Raw genomic sequence first — 21,305 nt, forward strand, 5'->3', positions numbered from 1 at the left:
GTCGACGTTTGCCTGAATAAATGGACATTATTGCGCAAGGTTTTGGTCAGCTTTTGGTTTGACCGCGAAAACCGGTTTTGGGGCGTGGCTGTTGCGGAGCTCCTTTCCTGACACGATGGTGTTGGGAGGTTTTGCTATGGCGCAGCGCGAACAACATGAACGAGTCAAAAAGATGGACCGCTGGGCGGGCAAACTGCTCGGTCATAAGGCAGTGGTGATGGCGATACTGGTCGTCATTGCGATGGCGAGTGGACTGGCAATGGCGAACCTTGGCGGCAGTGCCGGCGGCGTGTCGTTTGAGCGTACTGATGGTTCGGGCTCGTTAGTGGAGCCGGGATCCGGCGATGCCTCGAGCGGAAAGACATCCGAAGGCTCTTCGACTAAGGCTTCTGCCGCGGCAGAGGTCTATGTCGATGTCGATGGCGCCGTTGTGTCGCCCGGCGTATATCGTCTCAAGGACGGCGCGCGGGTGGCTCAGGCGATTGATGCCGCCGGCGGGCTGGCGCCCGAGGCAGACGTCACGGGGCTCAATCGGGCATCTAAGGTCGTCGATGGACAGAAGATTCACGTTCCAACGGTAGGGGAGCAGCAGGCGTCCATTGCGGAAGCCGGTGTTGATGTTGGGGCTTCCGCATCGTCGGGCGTTAGTGGCGCAACAGGTCTAGTAAACATCAATACGGCAAGCGCAGAAGAGCTGCAGACGCTCTCGGGCATCGGCCCCTCCATGGCCCAGTCGATTATCGATGAGCGGACAAAGAACGGTGCTTTCGCCTCGGTTGACGATCTGATGCGTGTGTCGGGAATCGGCGAGAAGAAGCTTGCCAAAATCAAAGATTGCATCTGCGTATGAGTGCGACCGAGCGCGAGCACGTGATGCCTCCGCGGCCCCTGATTCCGTGGACGATGGCCCTGTGTGCCGGCATGTGCATGAGCTGCGTCTTGGTGCTCAACATAGCCGCTGATGCGCTGCTGAGGGAGCGGGCGCCGGCGGTCGGGCCGCTATGGGCCATTCCCGTTGCGGCAGCGGTATTCGTTGTGCTGGCTCAATCTTGTGCGCGGCTTGCCCCTTGGAAGCGGTGGCTGTATGCCGCTTCCGTCGGTCTCGTGGCGGGAGCGGTCGTCTCGGCGTGGTGGGCCGTGGATGTGCTCAGTGCCTCGAAGGCGCTCGATGGTCGAGCGGCAAGCAGCCTCGAGTTTGTCGTGCAGGGTGACCCATCCATAAACGACGACGTGTATTCCTATACCTGCGAGGCACGCGCGGACGGTAAGAACTTGGCAACGGTTCGCCTATCGTGTGATCGTGAGCTCAAGGTCGGGGCGCACGTGCGTGTTATCGGTCGCGTTTCACGTTTTGAGAACGATGCATATGGACGATCGCGCGTGCTCCGAGGCGAGGCGCGCAAGGTTAAAGCCGTTCGGATTGTGTCGGTCGATGAGGGTTCTCCGGGGCCGCTGCTTCGGCTGCGAAATGGGCTGCTTGCGTCCATCGCGCCTGCGACCGACCCGGCGCGTGCGCTCATAGCCGGTGTCGTCTGCGGTCGTTCGGCCGAGCTGCGCGTCCAGCCGGCGGGCGACTGGTTTTCGGTGACGGGAACGGCGCATCTTATCGCCGTCTCGGGCAGCCATTTGGCCATCGTGGGGTTTGTAATCGAGGGTGTATTGCAAAAGATTCGGTGCCCACGTTGCCTTCAGCGGGCGATATTGGCGATAACGCTTGTGGGTTACGCTGCCTTTACTGGCGCGTCTCCCTCGGCCGTGCGTGCGTGCTGTATGGTGTTCGCGACGCTTGTCGTAAACGGCGCGGGGCGTCGCCGGCACGGCCTTTCGGCACTCTTCGTAACCATGTCCATCTTTGTGCTACTGCGGCCGACGGTGCTGTTCGAGATGGGCTTTCAGCTTTCATGTGCCAGCGTCTTTGCCATTCTGTGCTTTTGCCCCTATGCGACCTACGCTTTGAGTGAGCTGGGTGTGCCATCGGGCGTTGCCAGCATGCTTTCCGTCACGCTGTGCTCGCAACTGGCGACACTTCCCATTACCATTCCTGCCTTCGGTACATTCTCGCTCATTGCTCCGTTGGCAAATGCGGTCATCGGTCCGGTTGTGAGCGTATTGCTCGCTGTGTCGATCGTGCTGGCTCCCTTTTCGCTCGTGGGACCGTTGCGGACTTGGGCTCTCGTTGTGCCCATGATTGCCGCCCGTTGCGCGCTGTTCTTCGAGCAGCTGTTTGCCGCCATGCCGGGTGCATCCGTGGGCGTGCCGCCCGATAGCATGTGGATTTACCTAGTGCCGTGTTTGCTGGCGGTTCTGCTGGTCTGGTGGCCGCGTCCCCGTGTACGTCCTATGGCGGTGGGGCTTGCATGCCTGGTGCTCTTGGCTGCGATTCCGTACGTCTATTGGGATCGATTTGCTCCGCCTTCGGTGACGGTGCTCGATGTGGGCCAGGCCGATGCGATTCTTATCCGCCAGGGCGGCACAGTAGCGCTCGTCGACTGTGGGCTCGACGAGCGTGTGGTGGCGGCGTTGGTTCGCAATAACGTGCACCATATCGATGCCGTCTTTGTGACGCATTGGGATGAGGACCACTGGGGTGGTTTGCCTGCCGTGCTCGAACAGTTTTCGGTCGGAACGATTGCCGTGGCGGCGGATGCGCTGGAGGATGCTCCTGCCGAGGTATTGAACCGACCTGGCGTGGAGTATCGGCAGGTGCGCCGTGGGGATACGGTCGATATCGGCTCATTTTGCGCCCGCGTGATGTGGCCATTCGAGTCCGTGGATGGCGAGGGAAATGAGGATTCGCTCGTCCTGCTGCTCTCTTATGTTCAGGAAGGCAAGGGCCTTCGTACGCTCCTCACCGGTGATGCCGAGCTCGACCAAGAACGGGAATTCGCGCAGGAGGTGGGGGATATCGATGTCCTTAAACTTGGGCATCACGGTTCCAAGGTTTCAGTCGATGGCGAGTTGCTGGGCGTCCTGAAGCCCGAGCTTTCCCTCGCGAGCGCGGGCGAGGGGAATCGATACGGCCATCCGTCCGATGCCTGCATCGATGCCGTTAAGGAAGCGGGCGGCGTGTTCACGTGCACCATCGAACACGGCGACATTACCGTCACGCCGACTGTGAATGGCTTTGCGATGCGATGCCAGAGACCGTGACGACGTCGTTGGCGTGTGGTGGGCCCCTGGGCTAGAATGGCACGGAACGAATGCGAAGGCCTGCGGGAGGGGAGTGCAATGTCCGAAACCGGTCTGCTGCCGGCATATCTGATCGTCGGTACCGACGGAGTCAAGCGCGATCACGCCGTCTCGCGTATGAAAGCGCGTCTGGAAAAGTCGGGTATGGTCGAGTTCAACCTCGACGAGCGCGATATGACCAAGGACCCCGATATCGAGTCTATTATCGGATCGCTTAACACCTTTCCCATGGGCAGCGAGTTTCGCTTAGTAATCCTTGATGGCTGCTCAAAGCTCGCCAAGGCGGTCTCGGAGCCGCTCGTTGAGTATCTGGCGAGTCCCAGCCCCACAACGGTCTGCCTCATCATCGCCGACTCGCTTGCCAAGAACACGCGCCTGTATAAGGCGATCGCCAAGATCGACAAGAAGGCCGTGATCGATTGCTCCGGCACCAAGCGCTGGGAGCTACCGCGCCGTGTGCAGCAGATGGCGACGCAGCACGGCAAGTCGATCTCGACGGCGGCCGCCGAGGAACTCGTCTCGCGTTCGGGTGAAAACACTCGCATGCTCGATAACGACTTGGCTAAGCTTGCCCAGATGGTCGAGGCGCCCCAGATTGAGCTTGCCGACGTTGAGCGCTGGATTGTACGTACGGCCGAGGTTCAACCCTGGGACTTCCTCAACGCCGTCTCGGCTCGCGATATGCGGCGATCGCTCGAGCTCTTTAAGCTTTTGCCCTCCAAGAGCTACGTGTGGACTTACACATTGCTGTGCGGCCGCATCCGCGAGCTTATCGTTGCCAAGGCGCTCGATGCGCGCGGACAGGGTCGTGAGCTGGCCGCAACGCTCAAGCTCCAGTCCTGGCAGGTCAAGAATCACCTGACCTGGGCACGTCGCTTTTCGATGGCAGAGCTCGTTGCCGCGCTCGAGTGCGCGGTCGATGTGGAGCTCGCACTGAAGGGTTCGGCCGATTCTCAGACCGCGCTTTTGCTCTGGATTACGAACACTTTGAGAAAATCGTGATGATACCTGCCTATTTGACAAATTCGTTCTATCCCTTTGAGGGGGAGCGTGCTATAGTAGGCGCTTGCATGACCTCACCGTGTCTCAGAGGTGTCATACATTTTTTGCAAGGAACTCGAAAGGAACTCCAGAAGTGGCAAACATCAAGTCTCAGAAGAAGCGTATCCGCACCAATGAGGCAGCTCGCATGCGTAACAAGGCTGTCAAGTCCGAGCTCAAGACGCTGACCAAGCACGTCCAGTCCGCCGTCGCCGAGGGCGACGCCGAGAAGGCCCAGGCTGCCCTCAAGACCGTCACCAAGCGTCTCGACATGGCTGCCGCCAAGCATGTTATCCACAAGAACCAGGCTTCCAACCGCAAGTCCGGTCTTGCCAAGCTCGTGAACAACATCAACGCCTAAGTTGTAAATTTCACACCACACAGATTACGCGCATAAATGGAGCCTGTTTTATGGAACAGGCTCCATTTTTTGTATCGCTCGGGTAAGATAGTCCGCATGAATACTTCAATTGACATTTCCCACATCCGCAACTTCTCAATTGTTGCGCACATCGACCATGGCAAGTCCACGATCAGCGACCGCATCCTCGAGCTCACCCATACCGTCGACGAGCGCGACATGGAGTCGCAGCTGCTCGACACCATGGATATCGAGCGCGAGCGCGGCATCACGATCAAGTCCAATGCCGTTCGCGTGTCCTATGACGCCGATGATGGCGAGACGTATCAGTTCAACCTGATCGATACGCCGGGCCACGTTGACTTTACCTACGAGGTCTCGCGTTCGCTGGCCGCCTGCGAGGGCGCGGTGCTCGTCGTCGACGCCACTCAGGGTGTTGAGGCACAGACCGTCTCCAACGCGACGCTCGCCATGAACGCCAATCTGGACATTGTGCCCGCCATCAACAAGATCGACCTGCCCTCGGCCCATCCCGATGAGGTTAAGACCGAGATCGAGGACGACCTGGCGATTCCCGCCGATGATGCCGTGTGCGTCTCGGGCAAGACCGGCGAGGGCATTCACGATCTGCTGGAGTCCATCGTCTTTTTGATTTCGCCGCCAAAGGGCGATGCAAACGCTCCGCTCAAAGCGCTCATTTTGGATTCGTACTTTGACGAGTATCGCGGTGTGGTGGCTACGGTGCGCGTCTTCGATGGTTCCATCAAAAAGGGCGATACCCTGCTTATGATGCAGGCCAAGGGCGACTTTTTGGTCGACGGCGTGGGCGTCAAGCGTCCTGCCGAGACCCCGGTCGACGCGCTGACGGTCGGCGAGGTCGGATATGTGGTCACGGGCTTGAAGGACCCCGAGGCCGTTCGCGTGGGCGATACCCTTACGTGGGCGTCGAACCCCTGCCCCGAGCCGCTTCCGGGCTACCGCGAGGCCAAGCCCATGGTCTACACGGGCCTGTTCCCGATCGACAACAAGGACTACGAGAATCTGCGCGACGCCCTCGATAAGCTGCACGTCAACGACCCGTCGTTGGTGTGGGAGCCCGAGACCTCGGTGGCGCTCGGCTTTGGCTTCCGCGTGGGCTTCCTGGGCCTGCTGCACATGGAAGTCGTCAAGGAACGCCTGGAGCGCGAGTTCAACCTGGACCTCATTGCCACGAGTCCCTCGGTCGACTATCACGTCTACAAGACCGACGGCGAAATGATCGATGTCCGCAGTCCGCAGGACCTTCCCGAGGCCACACGCATCGATCGTATCGAGGAACCCTACCTCAAGGCAAAGATCATCTGCCCGCCTGAGTACACGGGTGCCGTCATGCAGCTCGCCATTGAGCACCGCGGCGTCACAACCGATATGATCCACCTGACGAGCAAATCGGTCGAGATGCGCTTCGATATGCCGCTCGCCGAGCTCATCTTGGACTTCTTCGATCAGCTCAAGAGCCGCACCAAGGGCTATGCCTCGCTCGACTACGAGTTCAACGAGTACCGTCCCTCCGAGCTCGTGAAGCTCGATATTTTGCTTTCGGGCGACGAGGTGGACGCGCTTTCGTTTATCGTCCATAAGGACAAGGCATATGGCCTGGCCCGTGGCCTGTGCGACAAGCTCAAGGAGATCATCCCGCGTCAGCTGTTCGAGGTGCCCATCCAGGGTGCTATCGGCAACAAGATCATCGCCCGTTCCACCGTCAAGGCGCGTCGCAAGGACGTTCTTGCCAAGTGCTACGGCGGCGATATCTCGCGTAAGCGCAAACTGCTCGAGAAGCAGAAAGAGGGCAAGAAGCGCATGAAGGCCATCGGCTCGGTCGAGGTCCCGCAGGAGGCGTTTATGGCGATCCTCAAGGTGGACGAGTAGGTCCATGGCGCTTTCTGAATACAGCAAGCGGCTGCTGGGTGCCTATGCCGAGCAGCCGTTCCTTATGGCTCCCATGGCGGGCGTGACCGACCCCGCCTACCGCATTATGTGCCGCCGCCGCGGTGCCAACCTTGCCTACAGCGAGATGGTGAGCGTGGCAGGCCTTGCCTATGCCAGCAACAAAACGTGGCGCCTGGTGCTGCCGGCCGACGAGGAACAGAAGATTTGCGTGCAGCTCTTTGGCTCCAAGCCCGATCAGTTTGCGAGCGCCGTCGCCGCCGTCGAGGAGCGCGTTGGCGATCGCCTGTCGCTCATCGACATCAATATGGCATGCCCCGCCCGCAAGGTCGTTACCAAGGGCGAGGGTTCGGCGCTCATGCGCACGCCCGACCTGGCGGAGAAGATCGTCGAGGCCACGGTGGGCGCGGCGCACGTGCCCGTGACCGTCAAGATCCGCAAGGGCTTTTATGCTGAGGACCGTAATGCCGCGACGTTTGCCCAGATGCTTGAGGGCGCAGGGGCTGCCGCAGTCGCCGTGCATGGTCGTTGCGCCACGCAGCTCTACACGGGCCAGGCCGACTGGTCGGTCGTCGATGAGGTTGCCGACGCTGTCGAGATTCCCGTGATTGGTTCGGGCGATGTGTTCTCGGCCGAGGACGCTGCTGAGCATCTGCACGGCTCGGGTGCCAGCGCGGTGTTTATCGCGCGCGGTATCTACGGTAATCCCTGGGTCTTTGGTGATGCTCGCGCCCTTGCGCTCGATGGCATACCGGTGCCGCCGCGCAGCTCCGTCGAGCGCTTGGACGCTCTGCGTGAGCACCTAACGCTGACGCATGAGCTCTTGCCGCTCATGTCGCGCGCCCGCACGTACGCAAGCTGGTACTTAAAAGGCATGCCCCATGCCGCCGCCTGGCGCGCTCAGGTGGTGCGTTGCTCTACGTACGAGGAGTTCATGTCGCTGGTCGATGATATCGAGCGCGATGTGGTGGCCTGCGAGGCCGCGCTTGCCGCCGGTGAGTCGGTGCCCGCTCATCCGCTGGAGGCCTAAGGGTGGCCGTTACCGCGCTGTACGTGCACGTGCCGTTTTGCGCTCAAAAATGCCGCTATTGCGACTTTGACTCGCGCAGCTTTGCTCTGTGTGATTTGGATGCTGCGCTCGATTCCTATTTTGAGCAGCTGTATGCGCGCCTCGATTCCTTTGGCGACGCCGGGGCGCTTGCGCAGGTCCGCACGGTCTATATTGGCGGCGGCACGCCCTCACTGGCTGGGGAGCGCCTGGTGAAACTTGCCCGTCGTATCTCCATGTGGTGCAAGCCCGTTGAATTTACTTGCGAAGCCAATCCTGAGTCGCTGACCGTCGAGCTCGCCACCGCCCTTGCCGAGGCGGGTGTCATGCGCATCTCTCTGGGCGTGCAAACCCTCGACAATACCGAGCTGGCTGCTATTGGCCGCATTCACGATGCTAATCGCGCACTTGCGGCTATCGCGACGGTGAAGGACGCTGGCCTCGATGTGTCGTGCGACCTGATGTGCGGCCTTCCCGGGCAGACGGCCGCAAGCTGGCGGAGAACGCTCGATGGCGTGTTGGCGGCGGCGCCTCATCATGTGTCGGTCTACCCGCTCACGCTCGAGGAGGGCACGCCACTCTATCGCATGGCGTGCCGTGACGAGTCGCTCGAGCCCGACGAGGATTTTCAGGCTTCGTGCATGGACGCGGCGCGTGAGCGCCTGGGTGCGGCCGGCTATCGTCCGTATGAGGTGGCAAGCTACGCGCTCGACGGCCATGAGTGCGCCCATAACATTGCCTACTGGACCGGACAGGGCTACCTGGGCCTGGGTCGTTCTGCCGCGGGCATGCTCGACGACGAGGATTTCGACCGTCTTGCAGGTTTGTTCCCCGGCGTGTCTTCTCGAGGCGATGCGTACCGCGTGCGTCTGGTGCAACGTGACGATGACGCGACGGCGTTCGAGGCCGAATATCTGTCGCAGCGCGAGGCTGTCGCCGAAGACTTGATGCTCGCTTGTCGCATGACGCACGGTGTTGCGTCCGACCTGTTGGCTCGTGCAGCTTGCGTCATCCCAACGGGCGAGCTGGCAGCTGCCTGCGATCGCGCGCTCGAATTGGGTCTTGCCACTTGGGTGCCCGAGACGCTCTGGGGTCATGAGGGACCCTTCACTACGGCAGATGTCGTCGCGGGCCATGTTCGAGCTCGTCTTGCGCCGACACACCTGGGCTGGCTCGATGGAAATGTTCTGTTCGAGCTGTTTTGGGATCTAGCTTAGGCCGCTCGGGTAGAATTACCGGAATATATACGCTGCTGTGAGCAGGAGGTTGCCGCGCATGGCGACGATGAACGAAAAAGATTATTACGAGATTCTGGGTGTCTCCAAGGGCGCTACCTCGCGTGATATACAGAAGGCCTTCCAGCAAAAGGCTCGCAAGCTCCATCCGGACGTCAACAAAGAGCCGGATGCCGAGGAAAAGTTTAAAGAGGTTTCCGAGGCCTACGCCGTGCTTTCGGATGAGCAAAAACGTGCGCGCTATGACGCCATGCGTTCTGGCAATCCCTTTACCGGTGCTCCTACAGCTTCGCCCTATGGTGGCGGCTACGCCGGCAACACGGGCTATGGCAATCCCTTTGAGGGCGGCTTTCCCTTTGGTGGCGCCTGGGGCCAGCAGCGTCGCGGCCAGGCTGCCTACAATCCCGAGAACGGCGCCAACGTGGTCGTCGATATCAAGCTCGACGCCAAGGAGGCCAAGGGCGGTGCCCGCAAGACCGTCCGCTATACGCGCTTCGATACCTGTGGTCACTGTGGCGGCTCGGGTTCTGTCTCCTCCGAGCATGCCCATACCTGCCCGAGCTGTGGCGGCCGCGGCCACATCGACGTCGACCTGTCCTTCCTGTTTGGTGCGGGCACGTTCCAGTCGGTCTGTCCCGAGTGTGGCGGTTCCGGTAAGGTCGTGGCCGACCCCTGCCCCGATTGCGGTGGCAGCGGTCGTACTCGCGTAACCTCCGAGCAGACGATTGAGTTTCCTGCCGGCACGCACGATGGCGACGAGGTCCGCATTAGCGGCATGGGTCATGCTGGCACCAACGGTGCCGCGGGCGGCGACCTGGTCGGCCGCGCCCATGTTGAGGCCGAGCGCTTGGAAGGCAAAGCTCGTACCGGTTTTTACCTGATGGGCATCGTGGCGCCGTTTTTGGTGCTGTCGGCCATCTCGGGCGTGTTCTCGGCCTTTGCCGTGATGTGCTTTATTCCGTTTACCATGGGCCTGTTCATGGTGCTTTCGGACGGTGTGCTTCATCGCAGCCTGCTGTGGTGGAAGCGCGGTGCGATGCAGTTTGCCAACGGTTTTGCCAATGGCTTCATGTTCGCGCTCGTGTCGGTTTGGTTCGCGAGCTGCTCGCAACGGGCCATGCTTTCGCCGTACCAAATGCAATAACATCAAACCCTCTGTTTGCGGTCGGCCCAGCTTGGGTATAGGACGCACTGTGACGATAATGAAAGTCGGAAGGATTCGGTCGTGTCGGAAAATAGGGATTACTACGAGGTGCTTGGCGTCGACAGGGATGCCGACGCGCGGACGATTAAGCGTGCGTTTCTAAAGAAGGCCCGTACCGTACATCCGGATGTTTCGGACGATCCCGAGGCCGAGGCCAAGTTCAAGGAGCTCAACGAGGCCTATTCCGTTCTTTCCGATGAGCAGAAGCGTGCTAACTACGACCGTTACGGCACTGCCGACGGTCCTGGTGGTTCGGGCTATGTCGACATCAACGATATCTTTGGTGGCATGGGCATGGACGACCTGTTCTCGTCGTTCTTTGGCGGTGGCGCCGGTGGTGGCGCCCGCAGCCGTCGTGAGCGTCGTCGCGGACGTGACATGGCCATCTCGCTTTCGGTGACGCTCGAGGAGGCGGCGCTCGGCTGCAAAAAGACGATCAGCTATGACCGCCTTGCTCCTTGCGAGGACTGCAACGGTACCGGTAGGGCCGAGGGTGCACAGGAAAAGCAGTGCGGTCGCTGCCACGGTACGGGCTACGTCACGACGGTTCAGCGATCGTTTTTGGGCCAGGTTCAGTCTTCCTCGCCTTGCCCCGACTGCCATGGCGAGGGCACGGTTATCGACCATCCCTGCGAGACCTGCGACGGTCAGGGCCGCACGCCTTCGCACGAAAAGATCGACATCGATATTCCCGCCGGCGTTTCGACCGGTCGCCAGCTGCGTGTGAGCGGCTTTGGCGAGGCCGGCCTTCGCGGCGAGCCTTCGGGCGACCTGATTGTCAACGTGCGCGTTGCCGACCATGAGCGCTTTAAGCGCAACGGTGACGACCTGTACCTGGTGAGCGATATCTCGATTGCGCAGGCTGCGCTCGGCTGCGAGATCGAGGTCGAGGGCATTATGCCCGACGAGGTCGTTAAGGTGACGGTTCCCGCCGGCGCCCAGTACGGCGACACCGTGAGCGTCAATAATTACGGCATGCCGCGCATTGGCGGTGGCGGTTCGCGTGGCCGCTTGATCGTGCAACTGCGCGTGGTCGTTCCCACCAATCTTTCCAATAAGCAGCGCGAGCTGCTTCGTGCTTTTGCCGATGAGATGGGCGATGACGTCGCTTCCGGTAAGAAGTCGGTGACCGACCGTATCAAGAGTGCCCTCGACGATATCCTCGATTAAGGAGCCCGCGTGCTCGCACCCCATATTTCCGTCGTCAACCTCGGCTGCCGTGTCAATCGGGTTGAGTCTGACCGTATCACTGCCGATCTTATGCGCCTGGGCTTTGCCATGGTGGAGCCCCAGGATGCCGACTTGATCGTCATTAACACCTGTGCCGTTACGGGCGAGGCCGAGGCCAAGACCCGTAAGGCCGTCCGCCATGCGCTGGCCCATCCAAACGAGCCCTATGTGGTCGTGACCGGATGCGTGGTCAATTTGCATCCCGAGGAACTGCTGGAGCTTTCGGATCGCGTGATCGCCGAGCCGTCCAAGATCGATGTCGCCGAACGTGTCTGCGAGGTGCTGGGCGTTGAGTCCGATAGCGTTCCCGCCTGCAGCGATGGCGAGGTGGTCGATGCGCTCGGTCGCTCTCGCCTGGGCGTGAAGATTCAGGACGGCTGCAACCATCGCTGCACCTATTGCATTGTGTGGAAGGCACGCGGCCCCGAGCGCTCCGTGCCCGTCGAGTCCGTGCTCGAGCAAGTTCGCGAGGCCCAGGAGGCCGGCGTGCCCGAGGTGGTGCTGACCGGTGTGAACCTGGGTGCCTACGATGGCAAGAGCGCGACCGACGAGCATGTCGAAATCGATGAGCTGCTCGAGGCCATTATGGAGCGCACGTCTATTCCGCACGTGCGCATTTCCTCGGTCGAGCCCATGGATATCTCTGAACGCCTGCTTAAGGTTATGGCGCGCTATCCGCAGCGTATCGCCCCGTTTTTGCACCTGCCCGTGCAGTCCGGCTGCACGGCGACCTTGCATCGCATGGGCCGTCCCTATAGCGCCGAGGCGTTTGAGGATACGGTGCGCATGATTCGCGCCAACTTGCCCCAGGCGTCCCTTTCGTGCGACGTCATCGTCGGTTTTCCCGGCGAGACGGATGAGGAGTTCGAGGAGTCGCTGGCGTTGTGCCGTCGCGTGGGCTTTTCGCGCATGCATGTGTTCCGCTATAGCAAGCGTCCCGGCACCCTCGCCGCCGATATGCCCGACCAGGTACCGCCCGAGGTTATGACCGAGCGCAGCCGCCATATGCGGGCCGCGGCGCAGGATCTCGCTATCGCCGACGCTCGTCGTCGCGTGGGCACCGTTGAGCGCGCCGTGCTCGAGTATGGTGACAACCTGACGCTCGGCTCGTTCCATCATGCCCGTCTTGACGATACCTGTGGACTTACAGCCCCGTGCCTGCTCGATGTTGCTATCATCGAAGTCGATGATTCCGGCTTGGTCCATGCGCGCAGGGAGGTTCATGGAAGCCTCGAAGATTAGACTTACCGTTCCCGAGGGGATTGATTCCTCGCGCGTTTTGGGCGCCGGCGACGGCGTCCTTCGTGCGCTCGAGAGCTTGGTTCGCGCCCATGTGGTCGCCCGTGGCGATAGCATCGCCGTGAGCGGTGACCCGGACGAGGTCGAGCTCGTGGCGCGCTTTTTCGAACATGCTTTTCGCGAGGCGGCGGCCGGCCGTACTCTTTCTGCCGACGATGTCTCGCGTTGCCTGGCCGTCTTGCGCGACGGCGAGCATGAGGCCACATCGCTTCGCGATGACGTGCTGCTTTCATACCGCGGCCGTGCCATTCGCCCCAAGACGCTCGGGCAAAAGCGCTATGTGGATGCCATCCGCTCGCATACCATCACCTTTGGCTTGGGGCCTGCCGGTACCGGTAAGACCTATCTGGCCATGGCGCTCGCCGTCGCCGCGCTTAAGCGTCACGAGGTGGGTCGTTTGATCTTGACGCGCCCCGTCGTCGAGGCGGGGGAGAACCTGGGCTTTTTGCCTGGCACCCTCGAGGAAAAGATCGATCCGTACATGCGTCCGCTCTACGACGCCCTTTTTGACATGATGGATCGCGAGCGCACCGATGAGCTTATGGAGCGCGGCGTGATCGAGATCGCCCCGCTTGCCTATATGCGCGGTCGTACGCTGAGCGATGCTTTCGTGGTGCTCGACGAGGCGCAAAATACTACGCCCGAGCAGATGAAGATGTTCCTGACACGCCTTGGATTCAACTCCAAGTTCGTGATTGCCGGCGACCTCAGCCAGCGCGACCTGGTGGGTCGTCGTGGTGGCTTGGCGGATGTTGAGAAGATTTTGGGCCGTGTCGACGATGTGGCGTTTGCACACCTGGAGCGCGCCGACGTGGTGCGCCATGCCCTGGTGGGCCGTATTGTTGAGGCCTATGATGCATACGACGATGCGCGTGAGCAGCGCGCACACGATCGAAAGGAGTCCCGTTGAGTGTATTGATCAGCAACGATGCCGAGCTCGATACGCTGCTCGATGCCCAGGAGGTGGAGCACATCTGCGAGGTTGTGCTTGCCGCCGAGGGCGTTGAACGTGAAGTCGAGATTTCCCTTTCGTATGTCGACGAGGACGAGATGCACGAGCTCAACCACGAGTGGCGTGGCATCGACCGCACCACCGATGTGCTCTCGTTTGAATGCGACTCGGCCTTTGACGAGGATATTCCCGCCGACGAGACGCTCGAGCTCGGCGATATCATCTTGGCCCCGCAGGTCATTGCCCGTCAGGCCCCCGGCTTTGGCAATAGCCCTGCCGACGAGTGCCGCCTGATGCTCGTACACGGCATGCTACACCTGCTGGGGTATGACCATATCGAGGACGACGAGGCCGAGGTCATGGAGGCCCGCGAGGACGCTATCCTGCGCGATCTGGCGCTCGAGCGCGGCGAGGACCCCAAACTCGTTCACGTCGGCCCCATCACCAATCATGCCCACGACTAGGAGCCGCTTATGATTCCCGGATCGAACAAGGACCATCCGTCCTTTTTAAAGTCGTTCTCCTACGCCATGGAGGGCTTCGTCACCGCCGTCAAGACCGAGCGCAACATTAAGGTTATGCTCGTAGCGGGCGTGTGCACCATCATTGCTGGCTGCATTGTGGGGCTCGACATTGCCGAGTGGGCCACGATTATCATCTGCTGCGGCCTGGTGATTCACGGCGAGCTGTGCAATACCGCCATGGAGGCCATTGTCGATCTGGCGACCCAGGAGCTCCATCCGCTGGCAAAACGCGCCAAGGACATCGCCGCCGCCTCGGTATACGTACTTTCAATCACCGCCGCGATTGTGGGCTTGCTGGTATTTGCCCACGCGCTCGGCTTTATTTAGAAAGGGATTCCCATGTCCGACAATATGCAGCCTATCGATGAAATTTTGGACGACGAGTCCCCGGATGCTAAGGCGACCGAGGCCTATGAGGAAGCCGAGGAGTTCGACCCGTTTGAGGGCATGAGCGACGAGGAACTCGACGCCCTGTGCGACGAGGACGACAGCCTCGCGGGCTTTGGCGACGTTGAGCCCGGTTTCCGCAGTGGCTTCGTGGCCTTGGTCGGCCGCCCCAACGCCGGTAAGTCAACGCTGCTCAACGCCTGCTATGGCAAAAAGGTCGCCATCACCTCGCCGGTGGCCCAGACGACCCGCCGTCGCATGCGCGCCGTCGTCAACCGCCCCGGCTACCAGCTGGTCTTTGTCGATACCCCGGGTATCCACAAGCCCAAGGACGGTCTTGGGTCCGAGCTCAACAAGAGCGCGCTGTTCGAGCTGAACGATGTCGATGTTGTCGCGTTTTTGATTGATGCCACTAAACCGATCGGCAGGGGAGACGCCTGGGTTGCCGAGCGTGTCAAGAATGCCCGTTCCAAGAAGGTCCTGGTGCTCACCAAGGCCGATGAAGCCGACCCCGCACAGGTCATGGAGCAGCTTAAGGCCGCCCACGAGCTTATGGAATATGACGACGAGATCGTGACGTCGTCGGTCAAGAACTTTAACGTCGATGCCTTCATCGAGACCGTTGCGCACTTTTTGCCCGAGGGTCCGCGTTGGTTCCCCGAGGACATGGGTACCGACGCTTCCGATGAGACGCTCGTTGCCGAGTTTGTGCGCGAGAAGGTTTTGCGCCGCACCCGCGATGAGATCCCGCACTCCGTGGGCGTGATTTGCGATGCGCTTGAGCAGACCAAGAAGGTGCTGCGCGTGCACGCCACCATTTACGTCGAGCGCGAGGGCCAAAAGGGCATCATCATCGGCAAGGGCGGCGAGATGATCAAACATATCGGCATCGACGCCCGTCGCGACCTTGAGCGCATCTTTGGCACCCAGGTCTTTTTGGAGCTGGACGTGAAGGTCAAGGCCGGCTGGCGTGACGACGAGGCCCAGATTCGCCGCTTTGGCTATAACGCCGAGGATTAGGGACACGCGGCGCGAATGGCAGGTTCTCGTACATATCGCACGAAGGTGCTCGTCCTCGATAAGACCAAGCTCAAAGAGACGGACCTGATCCTGACGATGCTTGACGAGCGGGGTCGGCAGGTTCGTGCCGTGGCAAAGGGCGCGCGCAAACCCGGTGGACGCCTGGCTGCCCGCTGTGAGCTTTTCTGTACCGTCGATATGCTGCTCGCGCGTGGTCGCTCGCTTGACGTGGTTTCTCAGGCGGAGCTTATGGAGGCGCCACTCGGTGCCGCTCCTGACTACGAGACGACCTGCGCCGCAAGCGCGATTGCCGAGGTCGCGCGCGTGTGCTCATTCGAGGACGCCGAGGACCCGTTCACCTTTGCCATCACGCAGCGAGCGCTTGCCCTGGTGGGCAGCGGGCTCGACGCGGCGCATATGGACCTGCTCGTGGCGGCCTTTGTCTTTAAATTGCTGTCGCACGTTGGCTACCGACCCGATTTTTCGGCATGCGTGCTGTGCGGAGACCCGATGCTGTCGTATTTTTCGCCCCAGGCGGGCGGCCTCATGTGCGGGTCGTGCGCGTCGAGCGTGCCCGGTGCCGAGCTGGTGTCGACCGGTGAGGTCGCATGGCTGCGCGCCCTTATGTCCATGACATTCGATGCGCTTATGGCCGAGAGGGTCGACCCCCATACCGCTGCCTTTTTGCTGGGGCTTTCGCACGTGTGGGCTGCGACGCACACTGATCAACGTCTCCGTGCGATGGAATTCATGTTGGGTCGGTGATGATGCGCAGGCGCGGGCTGCTTGTGGTAACATACCGACCTGTTGGTACCTCGACCTTGGTTGCTCGCTCCACCGGCGGCTTCCCAGTCCGAGGCGAATAGCGTCGCCCGCGGGCGACAAGAAACGAAAGGTGAAACAATGACTGTTTCCAAAGAGCGCAAGGCGGAGCTGACTGCCCAGTTCGGTAACACCCCGGTCGACACCGGCAACCCCAAGGTTCAGGTCGCCATCCTGACCGAGCGCATCAAGGAGCTGACCGAGCACATGAAGTCCCACCAGAAGGACTTCCACACCCGTCGTGGTCTGCTCATGCTCGTCGGCCGTCGTCGTCGTCTTCTCTCCTACATCAAGAAGAACGACATCGTCGAGTATCGTGAGCTCATCAAGGCTCTGGGCATCCGCGACAACATCCAGTAAGGATTTGTACATGCAAGGAGCGTCCTGCGCAGCGGGGCGCTCTTTTTGTGTAAGGGCGTGAACAATCACGCTCTGAAGCGTGGCGGGGGCAGGGGGCCCGCGTCACATGAGGAGCCTGCAGGCAAGGGGCCTGCGGGGTAAAGGAGAACAATGACACTCGTATCCAAGACCTTTGAGCTGTACGGCAAGACCTACACCTTTGAGTCGGGCGAGCTTGCCAGGCAGGCCACCGGCGCCTGCCTGGTCAAGCAGGGCGACACCACGATGCTCGACACCGTGGTCGTCTCCAAGGAGCGCAAGAACTACGACTTCTTCCCGCTGACCGTCGACTTCAACGAGAAGATGTACGCCGCCGGCCGCATCCCGGGTGGCTACCTCAAGCGTGAGGGCCGTCCCAGTGAGAAGGCCACGCTCACCGCGCGCATGATCGACCGTCCGATTCGCCCGAGCTTCCCGGACGGCTTCCGCAACGAGGTGCACATCGTCGCTACCTCGCTCGTCGCCGACCAGGTCAACCCCTTTGACGTCATCAACGTCATGGGTGCTTCCCTGGCCATGACGCTCGGCGGCGTGCCCTTCGAGGGCCCGCTTGCCTGCGTGCGCATCGGCCGCAACGTGGAGACCGGCGAGTTTATCGTTAACCCCACCTATGAGGAGCGCGAGAACTCCGATCTGGACCTGGAGCTGGGCGGCTCTGCCGACTTCATCTCGATGGTCGAGGCCGGCGCCGAGGAGATCTCCGAGGACGACATGCTCGCCGCCATGAAGTTTGGCCAGGAGGCCCTTGCTGCCTTCTGCCAGGCTCAGGACGAGTTTGTCGCCGAGTGGGAGCAGGTCAATGGCGCCATCGTCAAGAAGGAGTACCCGCTCGACCAGCCCGTCGAGGAGGTCCAGGAGCGCATCTTCGCCCACTACGACGAGATGGCCGCCGCCCTTCGCGATGCCGACAAGCTCTCCCGTATCGGTAAGGTCGAGGCTCTGAAGGAGTCCATCCGTGCCGAGTTCACCGAGGAGGAGCAGTCCGCTTGGGAGCGCGAGATTCCCGTGGCGCTCAAGAAGCTCGAGAAGAAGGCTATGCGTACCATGGTCGTCGAGACCGGCGAGCGCGTTGACGGCCGTGCCGCCGATGAGATTCGCCCCATCATGGTGAAGGATAACTACCTGCCGCTCGTTCACGGCTCCGGCCTGTTCCAGCGTGGCCAGACCCAGGTACTCTCTGTCCTGTCGCTCGGCATGCTCAACGAGGGCCAGCGTCTGGATACCATCGAGCCCACCGAGGGCAAGCGCTACATGCACCACTACAACTTCCCGCCGTTCTGCACCGGCGAGACTGGCCGCATGGGCAGTCCCAAGCGCCGTGAGATCGGTCACGGCAACCTGGCCGAGCGCGCCCTGCTTCCGGTGCTCCCCGACGAGAACGAGTTCCCCTACGCCATCCGCGTGGTCTCCGAGGTCATGGAGTCCAACGGCTCCTCTTCGATGGCTTCGACCTGCGGCTCCACGCTCGCCCTTATGGACGGCGGCGTGCCCATTAAGCGCCCGGTCTCCGGTATCGCCATGGGCCTGATCCAGGAGGAGGGCAAGACCGTGGTCCTGTCCGACATCCAGGGTCTCGAGGACTTCCTGGGCGACATGGACTTTAAGGTCACCGGCACCACCGAGGGCATCACCGCCCTGCAGATGGACAACAAGGCCACCGGCCTTACCTTCGACATCCTGGCGCGCGCCCTGCAGCAGGCCAAGGAGGGTCGCGCCTTCATCCTGCAGAAGATGCTCGATGTGATCCCCGAGCCGCGTCATACCACGCGCAGCACCGCCCCGCGCATCGTCTCCATCCAGGTTCCGACCGATAAGATCCGTGACGTCATCGGTTCCGGCGGCAAGGTCATCCGCGGCATCCAGGACGAGACCGGCGCCTCGGTCGACATCCAGGAGGACGGCACCGTCTTTGTCGGCGGCACCGGCGAGTCCGTCGACCAGGCCGTCGAGCGTATCAAGCTCATCATCAAGGTTCCCGAGCCGGGCGAGGAGTACACCGGTCGCGTGGTCTCCATCCAGCCCTTCGGCGCCTTCGTCAACCTGCTGCCCGGTAAGGACGGCCTGCTGCACATCTCCCGCGTCGCCAAGGGTCGTGTGGAGAAGGTCGAGGACGTCCTCAACGTGGGCGACGAGGTCAAGGTCGTCGTCATCGAGGTCGACGACCGTGGCAAGATCTCGCTCGATCGTCTTGACAAGCCTGAGGCCCCGGCTCGCGCCGAGGGTGCCTCCGAGGGCGACGGCGAGCACTTCCAGCGTCGTGAGCGTCCGCGTCGCGAGCGCTCCGAGCGCAGCGACCGTCCGCGCCGTCCCGGCGACAACGGAGGCCGCAAGCCCCGCCGTCACCACGACGCCGAGTAACAGCCGTACATAAGCAGCTCATGCAAGGGCGACTCCTAAGGGGTCGCCCTTTTGTTTGCGCCCGGGAGGGCCGCATATGAAGTTTCCTGCTCTACAGTCCTGCGCAAGAAGGAAAGCACATTAAGTGCTTTCCTTTGCGTGCGGAACTCGCGATAAACTTCATATGCGCCCCTCCCGGTCGCAAGCAAAAGGGCTGGTTAGTGCCGCTCGCTATTTAGCTAGACAGTCTATTCAGTAGTCAGATTTCAGATCTGTAGATAGCCGCAGCAGCATCTTCCCAGATAAAACCGACCAAAACAAACCTGTCCCTTTTTGGCAGGTTTCCCGTGGGGCGGGCGCTGATGAAGTTTATCGCGAGTTCCGCACGAACAGGAGGCCACTTAATGTGGCCTCCGTCGTGAGCAGGACTGTAGAGCAGGAAACTTCATCAGCGCCCGCCCCACGGGAAACCGGCGGGATAGACCAGTTCAGATGGGGCTTTGATGCATGGGTGGTCTGTTGTTGTGCAAATGGGTATCATACTGTGGTTATTGCATCGACTCTGCGATGCATATTTGTACGTTCCCGGCGGTCGGTTTGCCAGAAGCGCCCCGTCGGTTGTTCCAGACCCGTTTCGAAGAAAGGAAACCACACTTACCTATGGCAGCTAAAAAATCATCTCCTTTGAAGATCATTCCGCTCGGCGGCCTTGACGGCATCGGCAAGAACATGACGGTCTTCGAGTGCGGCGACGACATGGTGCTCGTCGACGCCGGTCTTATGTTCCCGGATGACTCCCAGCCCGGTATCGACCTGGTGCTTCCCGACTACACCTATGTTCTGGAGAACGAGGAGAAGCTCCGCGGTATCATCGTCACTCACGGCCACGAGGACCACACCGGTTCGCTTCCGTACCTGCTGCAGGACCTCAACAACAAGGTGCCCATCTTCTCGAGCAAGCTGACGCTCGGTTTTATCGAGGGCAAGCTCTCCGAGTTCCGCATCCGCGCGCCTAAGTTCCGCGAGGTCAAGGGCGGCAGCCATGTCAACCTCGGCGGCATCTCGCTCGACTTCTTCTCGATGACGCACTCCATCCCCGGCGCTCTGGGCGTGTTCATCCGCACCAATCAGGGCACCGTTATGCACACCGGCGACTTTAAGCTCGACCAGACGCCCATCGATGGCGTCACGCCCGACTATGCCGCTATCAGCCGCTTTGCCAAGCAGGGCATCGACCTGCTGCTTTCCGACTCCACCAATGCCACGGTTCCCGGCTTTACCAAGTCCGAGGCCGAGGTTGGTCCCAACCTGCTGCACGCCATCAAGAACGCCCCGGGTCGCGTGTTCGTCGCATCGTTCTCGAGCCACATCCATCGTTTGCAGCAGATCTGCGATGCCGCCCGCAAGTGCGGCCGTAAGGTCGTTGTGACCGGTCGCTCCATGCTCACGAACACCCGCGTGGCGCGCGAGCTCGGTTATCTCAACATCGATGATGCCGATATCATCGATGCCTTCGACATTGATAACCTGCCCGACGACAAGATCGTCGTCATGTGCACTGGCTCGCAGGGAGAGCCGCTGTCGGCCCTGTCCCGCATGGCCAATGGCGAGCACAAGACGCTCTCCATCCACGAGGGCGATACCGTTATCCTCTCGGCAACTCCTGTTCCCGGCAATGAGAAAGCCGTCCAGCAGGTCGTCAACAGCCTGGCCAAGCTCGGCTGCGATGTGTGGGATAAGAACCGCGCTCTCGTCCACGTCTCGGGTCACGGTAGCCAGGAGGAGCTCAAGCTCCTGATGGCCATGGCCAAGCCCACGTACTTTATGCCGGTTCACGGTGAGGCCGTGCATCTGCGCGCCCATGCTCAGCTGGCCCGCAAGATGGGTCTCAAGGACGATCATATCTTTATCCTCGATAACGGTGACACGCTCGAGATGCGCGGCGGTATCGTCAAGCGTGGTACGCCCGTCGAGTCCGGCGTCGTCTACGTCGACGGCCTGCGTATCGGCGATACCGACCCCATCGTCCTGCGCGATCGCCAGAAGCTCGCCAATGACGGTATGGTCACGGCCGTTGCTATCGTCTCGCTCAAGCACAAGAAGATCGAGGCTATCGAGTTCTCGGGTCGCGGCGTCTCGTTTGCCATCGACGACCAGTTCTCCGAGGATGCCTCCGCATCCATTATGAAGACGATCGAGAAGGGCAAGTTCAGCTTTACCAGCAGCGGCTCCGATGCCATTCGCAAGGCCGTGCGCGATTCGCTCTCCAACTTCATTTGGAGCCGTACGCGTACCCGTCCGATGATCATCCCGGTCGTCATGGAGGTTTAG

18 protein-coding genes are annotated in these 21,305 nt (G+C 61.1%); all 18 read left to right on the top strand.

The genetic code is table 11. The features are described 5' to 3' along the window. The first annotated feature begins 136 nt into the window (after positions 1-136). Positions 137-850, top strand: coding sequence for a ComEA family DNA-binding protein (locus DW171_RS03200; RefSeq protein WP_117800130.1), 714 nt, complete (start codon positions 137-139; stop codon positions 848-850). Then, positions 847-3,150: a DNA internalization-related competence protein ComEC/Rec2 gene (locus tag DW171_RS03205; protein WP_118270394.1), complete on the top strand. Its 2,304-nt coding sequence runs from the start codon at positions 847-849 to the stop codon at positions 3,148-3,150. Before DW171_RS03200 ends, DW171_RS03205 begins: the two co-directional genes overlap by 4 nt. A gap of 78 nt (positions 3,151-3,228) precedes the next feature. Beyond that, entirely contained in the window at positions 3,229-4,191 is a 963-nt protein-coding gene (gene holA / locus DW171_RS03210) for a DNA polymerase III subunit delta (protein WP_118270395.1), read from the top strand. Between the two features lie 133 nt (positions 4,192-4,324). Beyond that, on the top strand, positions 4,325-4,591 hold the full coding sequence (gene rpsT / locus DW171_RS03215) for a 30S ribosomal protein S20 (RefSeq protein WP_118270396.1): 267 nt from the start codon (positions 4,325-4,327) through the stop codon (positions 4,589-4,591). Between the two features lie 96 nt (positions 4,592-4,687). Beyond that, entirely contained in the window at positions 4,688-6,499 is a 1,812-nt protein-coding gene (gene lepA, locus DW171_RS03220) for a translation elongation factor 4 (RefSeq protein ID WP_117776228.1), read from the top strand. 4 nt (positions 6,500-6,503) lie between these two features. Then, entirely contained in the window at positions 6,504-7,547 is a 1,044-nt protein-coding gene (dusB, locus tag DW171_RS03225) for a tRNA dihydrouridine synthase DusB (RefSeq protein ID WP_118270397.1), read from the top strand. A 2-nt stretch (positions 7,548-7,549) separates the two neighbouring features. After that, positions 7,550-8,782 carry a radical SAM family heme chaperone HemW gene (gene hemW / locus DW171_RS03230; protein ID WP_118270398.1) on the top strand — a complete coding sequence of 411 codons (1,233 nt, stop codon included), beginning with the start codon at positions 7,550-7,552 and terminating at the stop codon, positions 8,780-8,782. Between the two features lie 58 nt (positions 8,783-8,840). Continuing rightward, the gene (locus DW171_RS03235) at positions 8,841-9,944 is read left to right on the top strand and encodes a DnaJ domain-containing protein (protein WP_199586819.1); all 1,104 of its coding nucleotides are present in this window, start codon (positions 8,841-8,843) and stop codon (positions 9,942-9,944) included. Between the two features lie 81 nt (positions 9,945-10,025). Then, positions 10,026-11,174 (top strand): molecular chaperone DnaJ, encoded by a 1,149-nt coding sequence (gene dnaJ, locus DW171_RS03240; protein WP_099431798.1) that lies wholly within the window; start codon positions 10,026-10,028, stop codon positions 11,172-11,174. A 9-nt stretch (positions 11,175-11,183) separates the two neighbouring features. After that, entirely contained in the window at positions 11,184-12,476 is a 1,293-nt protein-coding gene (locus DW171_RS03245; protein ID WP_118270399.1) for a MiaB/RimO family radical SAM methylthiotransferase, read from the top strand. Then, entirely contained in the window at positions 12,457-13,443 is a 987-nt protein-coding gene (locus tag DW171_RS03250) for a PhoH family protein (protein WP_118270400.1), read from the top strand. The genes DW171_RS03245 and DW171_RS03250 overlap by 20 nt, the downstream gene beginning before the upstream one ends. Next, positions 13,440-13,949, top strand: coding sequence for an rRNA maturation RNase YbeY (gene ybeY / locus DW171_RS03255; protein ID WP_117564282.1), 510 nt, complete (start codon positions 13,440-13,442; stop codon positions 13,947-13,949). Before DW171_RS03250 ends, ybeY begins: the two co-directional genes overlap by 4 nt. 9 nt (positions 13,950-13,958) lie before the next feature. Continuing rightward, the gene (locus DW171_RS03260; protein ID WP_117635248.1) at positions 13,959-14,336 is read left to right on the top strand and encodes a diacylglycerol kinase family protein; all 378 of its coding nucleotides are present in this window, start codon (positions 13,959-13,961) and stop codon (positions 14,334-14,336) included. A gap of 12 nt (positions 14,337-14,348) precedes the next feature. Further along, on the top strand, positions 14,349-15,416 hold the full coding sequence (gene era / locus DW171_RS03265) for a GTPase Era (RefSeq protein WP_199575460.1): 1,068 nt from the start codon (positions 14,349-14,351) through the stop codon (positions 15,414-15,416). 15 nt (positions 15,417-15,431) lie between these two features. Then, positions 15,432-16,181, top strand: coding sequence for a DNA repair protein RecO (gene recO / locus DW171_RS03270; protein ID WP_118270401.1), 750 nt, complete (start codon positions 15,432-15,434; stop codon positions 16,179-16,181). Between the two features lie 138 nt (positions 16,182-16,319). Continuing rightward, positions 16,320-16,598 carry a 30S ribosomal protein S15 gene (gene rpsO, locus DW171_RS03275; RefSeq protein ID WP_099431792.1) on the top strand — a complete coding sequence of 93 codons (279 nt, stop codon included), beginning with the start codon at positions 16,320-16,322 and terminating at the stop codon, positions 16,596-16,598. Positions 16,599-16,748: 150 nt separating this feature from the next. Next, positions 16,749-18,995, top strand: coding sequence for a polyribonucleotide nucleotidyltransferase (locus DW171_RS03280; RefSeq protein WP_118270402.1), 2,247 nt, complete (start codon positions 16,749-16,751; stop codon positions 18,993-18,995). A 639-nt stretch (positions 18,996-19,634) separates the two neighbouring features. Next, the gene (locus tag DW171_RS03285; protein WP_089573381.1) at positions 19,635-21,305 is read left to right on the top strand and encodes a ribonuclease J; all 1,671 of its coding nucleotides are present in this window, start codon (positions 19,635-19,637) and stop codon (positions 21,303-21,305) included.

This window comes from Collinsella sp. AM15-2, assembly GCF_003471985.1.
In the GTDB taxonomy this organism is placed as follows: Bacteria; Actinomycetota; Coriobacteriia; order Coriobacteriales; family Coriobacteriaceae; genus Collinsella.

Coding starts and splice junctions, on each gene's coding strand:
- DW171_RS03280 (WP_118270402.1), top strand. CDS start 16,749: ATGACACTCGTATCCAAGACCTTTGAGCTGTACGGCAAGACCTACACC.
- era (WP_199575460.1), top strand. CDS start 14,349: ATGTCCGACAATATGCAGCCTATCGATGAAATTTTGGACGACGAGTCC.
- DW171_RS03205 (WP_118270394.1), top strand. CDS start 847: ATGAGTGCGACCGAGCGCGAGCACGTGATGCCTCCGCGGCCCCTGATT.
- DW171_RS03200 (WP_117800130.1), top strand. CDS start 137: ATGGCGCAGCGCGAACAACATGAACGAGTCAAAAAGATGGACCGCTGG.
- DW171_RS03235 (WP_199586819.1), top strand. CDS start 8,841: ATGGCGACGATGAACGAAAAAGATTATTACGAGATTCTGGGTGTCTCC.
- lepA (WP_117776228.1), top strand. CDS start 4,688: ATGAATACTTCAATTGACATTTCCCACATCCGCAACTTCTCAATTGTT.
- recO (WP_118270401.1), top strand. CDS start 15,432: ATGGCAGGTTCTCGTACATATCGCACGAAGGTGCTCGTCCTCGATAAG.
- DW171_RS03285 (WP_089573381.1), top strand. CDS start 19,635: ATGGCAGCTAAAAAATCATCTCCTTTGAAGATCATTCCGCTCGGCGGC.
- DW171_RS03260 (WP_117635248.1), top strand. CDS start 13,959: ATGATTCCCGGATCGAACAAGGACCATCCGTCCTTTTTAAAGTCGTTC.
- rpsO (WP_099431792.1), top strand. CDS start 16,320: ATGACTGTTTCCAAAGAGCGCAAGGCGGAGCTGACTGCCCAGTTCGGT.
- holA (WP_118270395.1), top strand. CDS start 3,229: ATGTCCGAAACCGGTCTGCTGCCGGCATATCTGATCGTCGGTACCGAC.
- dusB (WP_118270397.1), top strand. CDS start 6,504: ATGGCGCTTTCTGAATACAGCAAGCGGCTGCTGGGTGCCTATGCCGAG.
- DW171_RS03250 (WP_118270400.1), top strand. CDS start 12,457: ATGGAAGCCTCGAAGATTAGACTTACCGTTCCCGAGGGGATTGATTCC.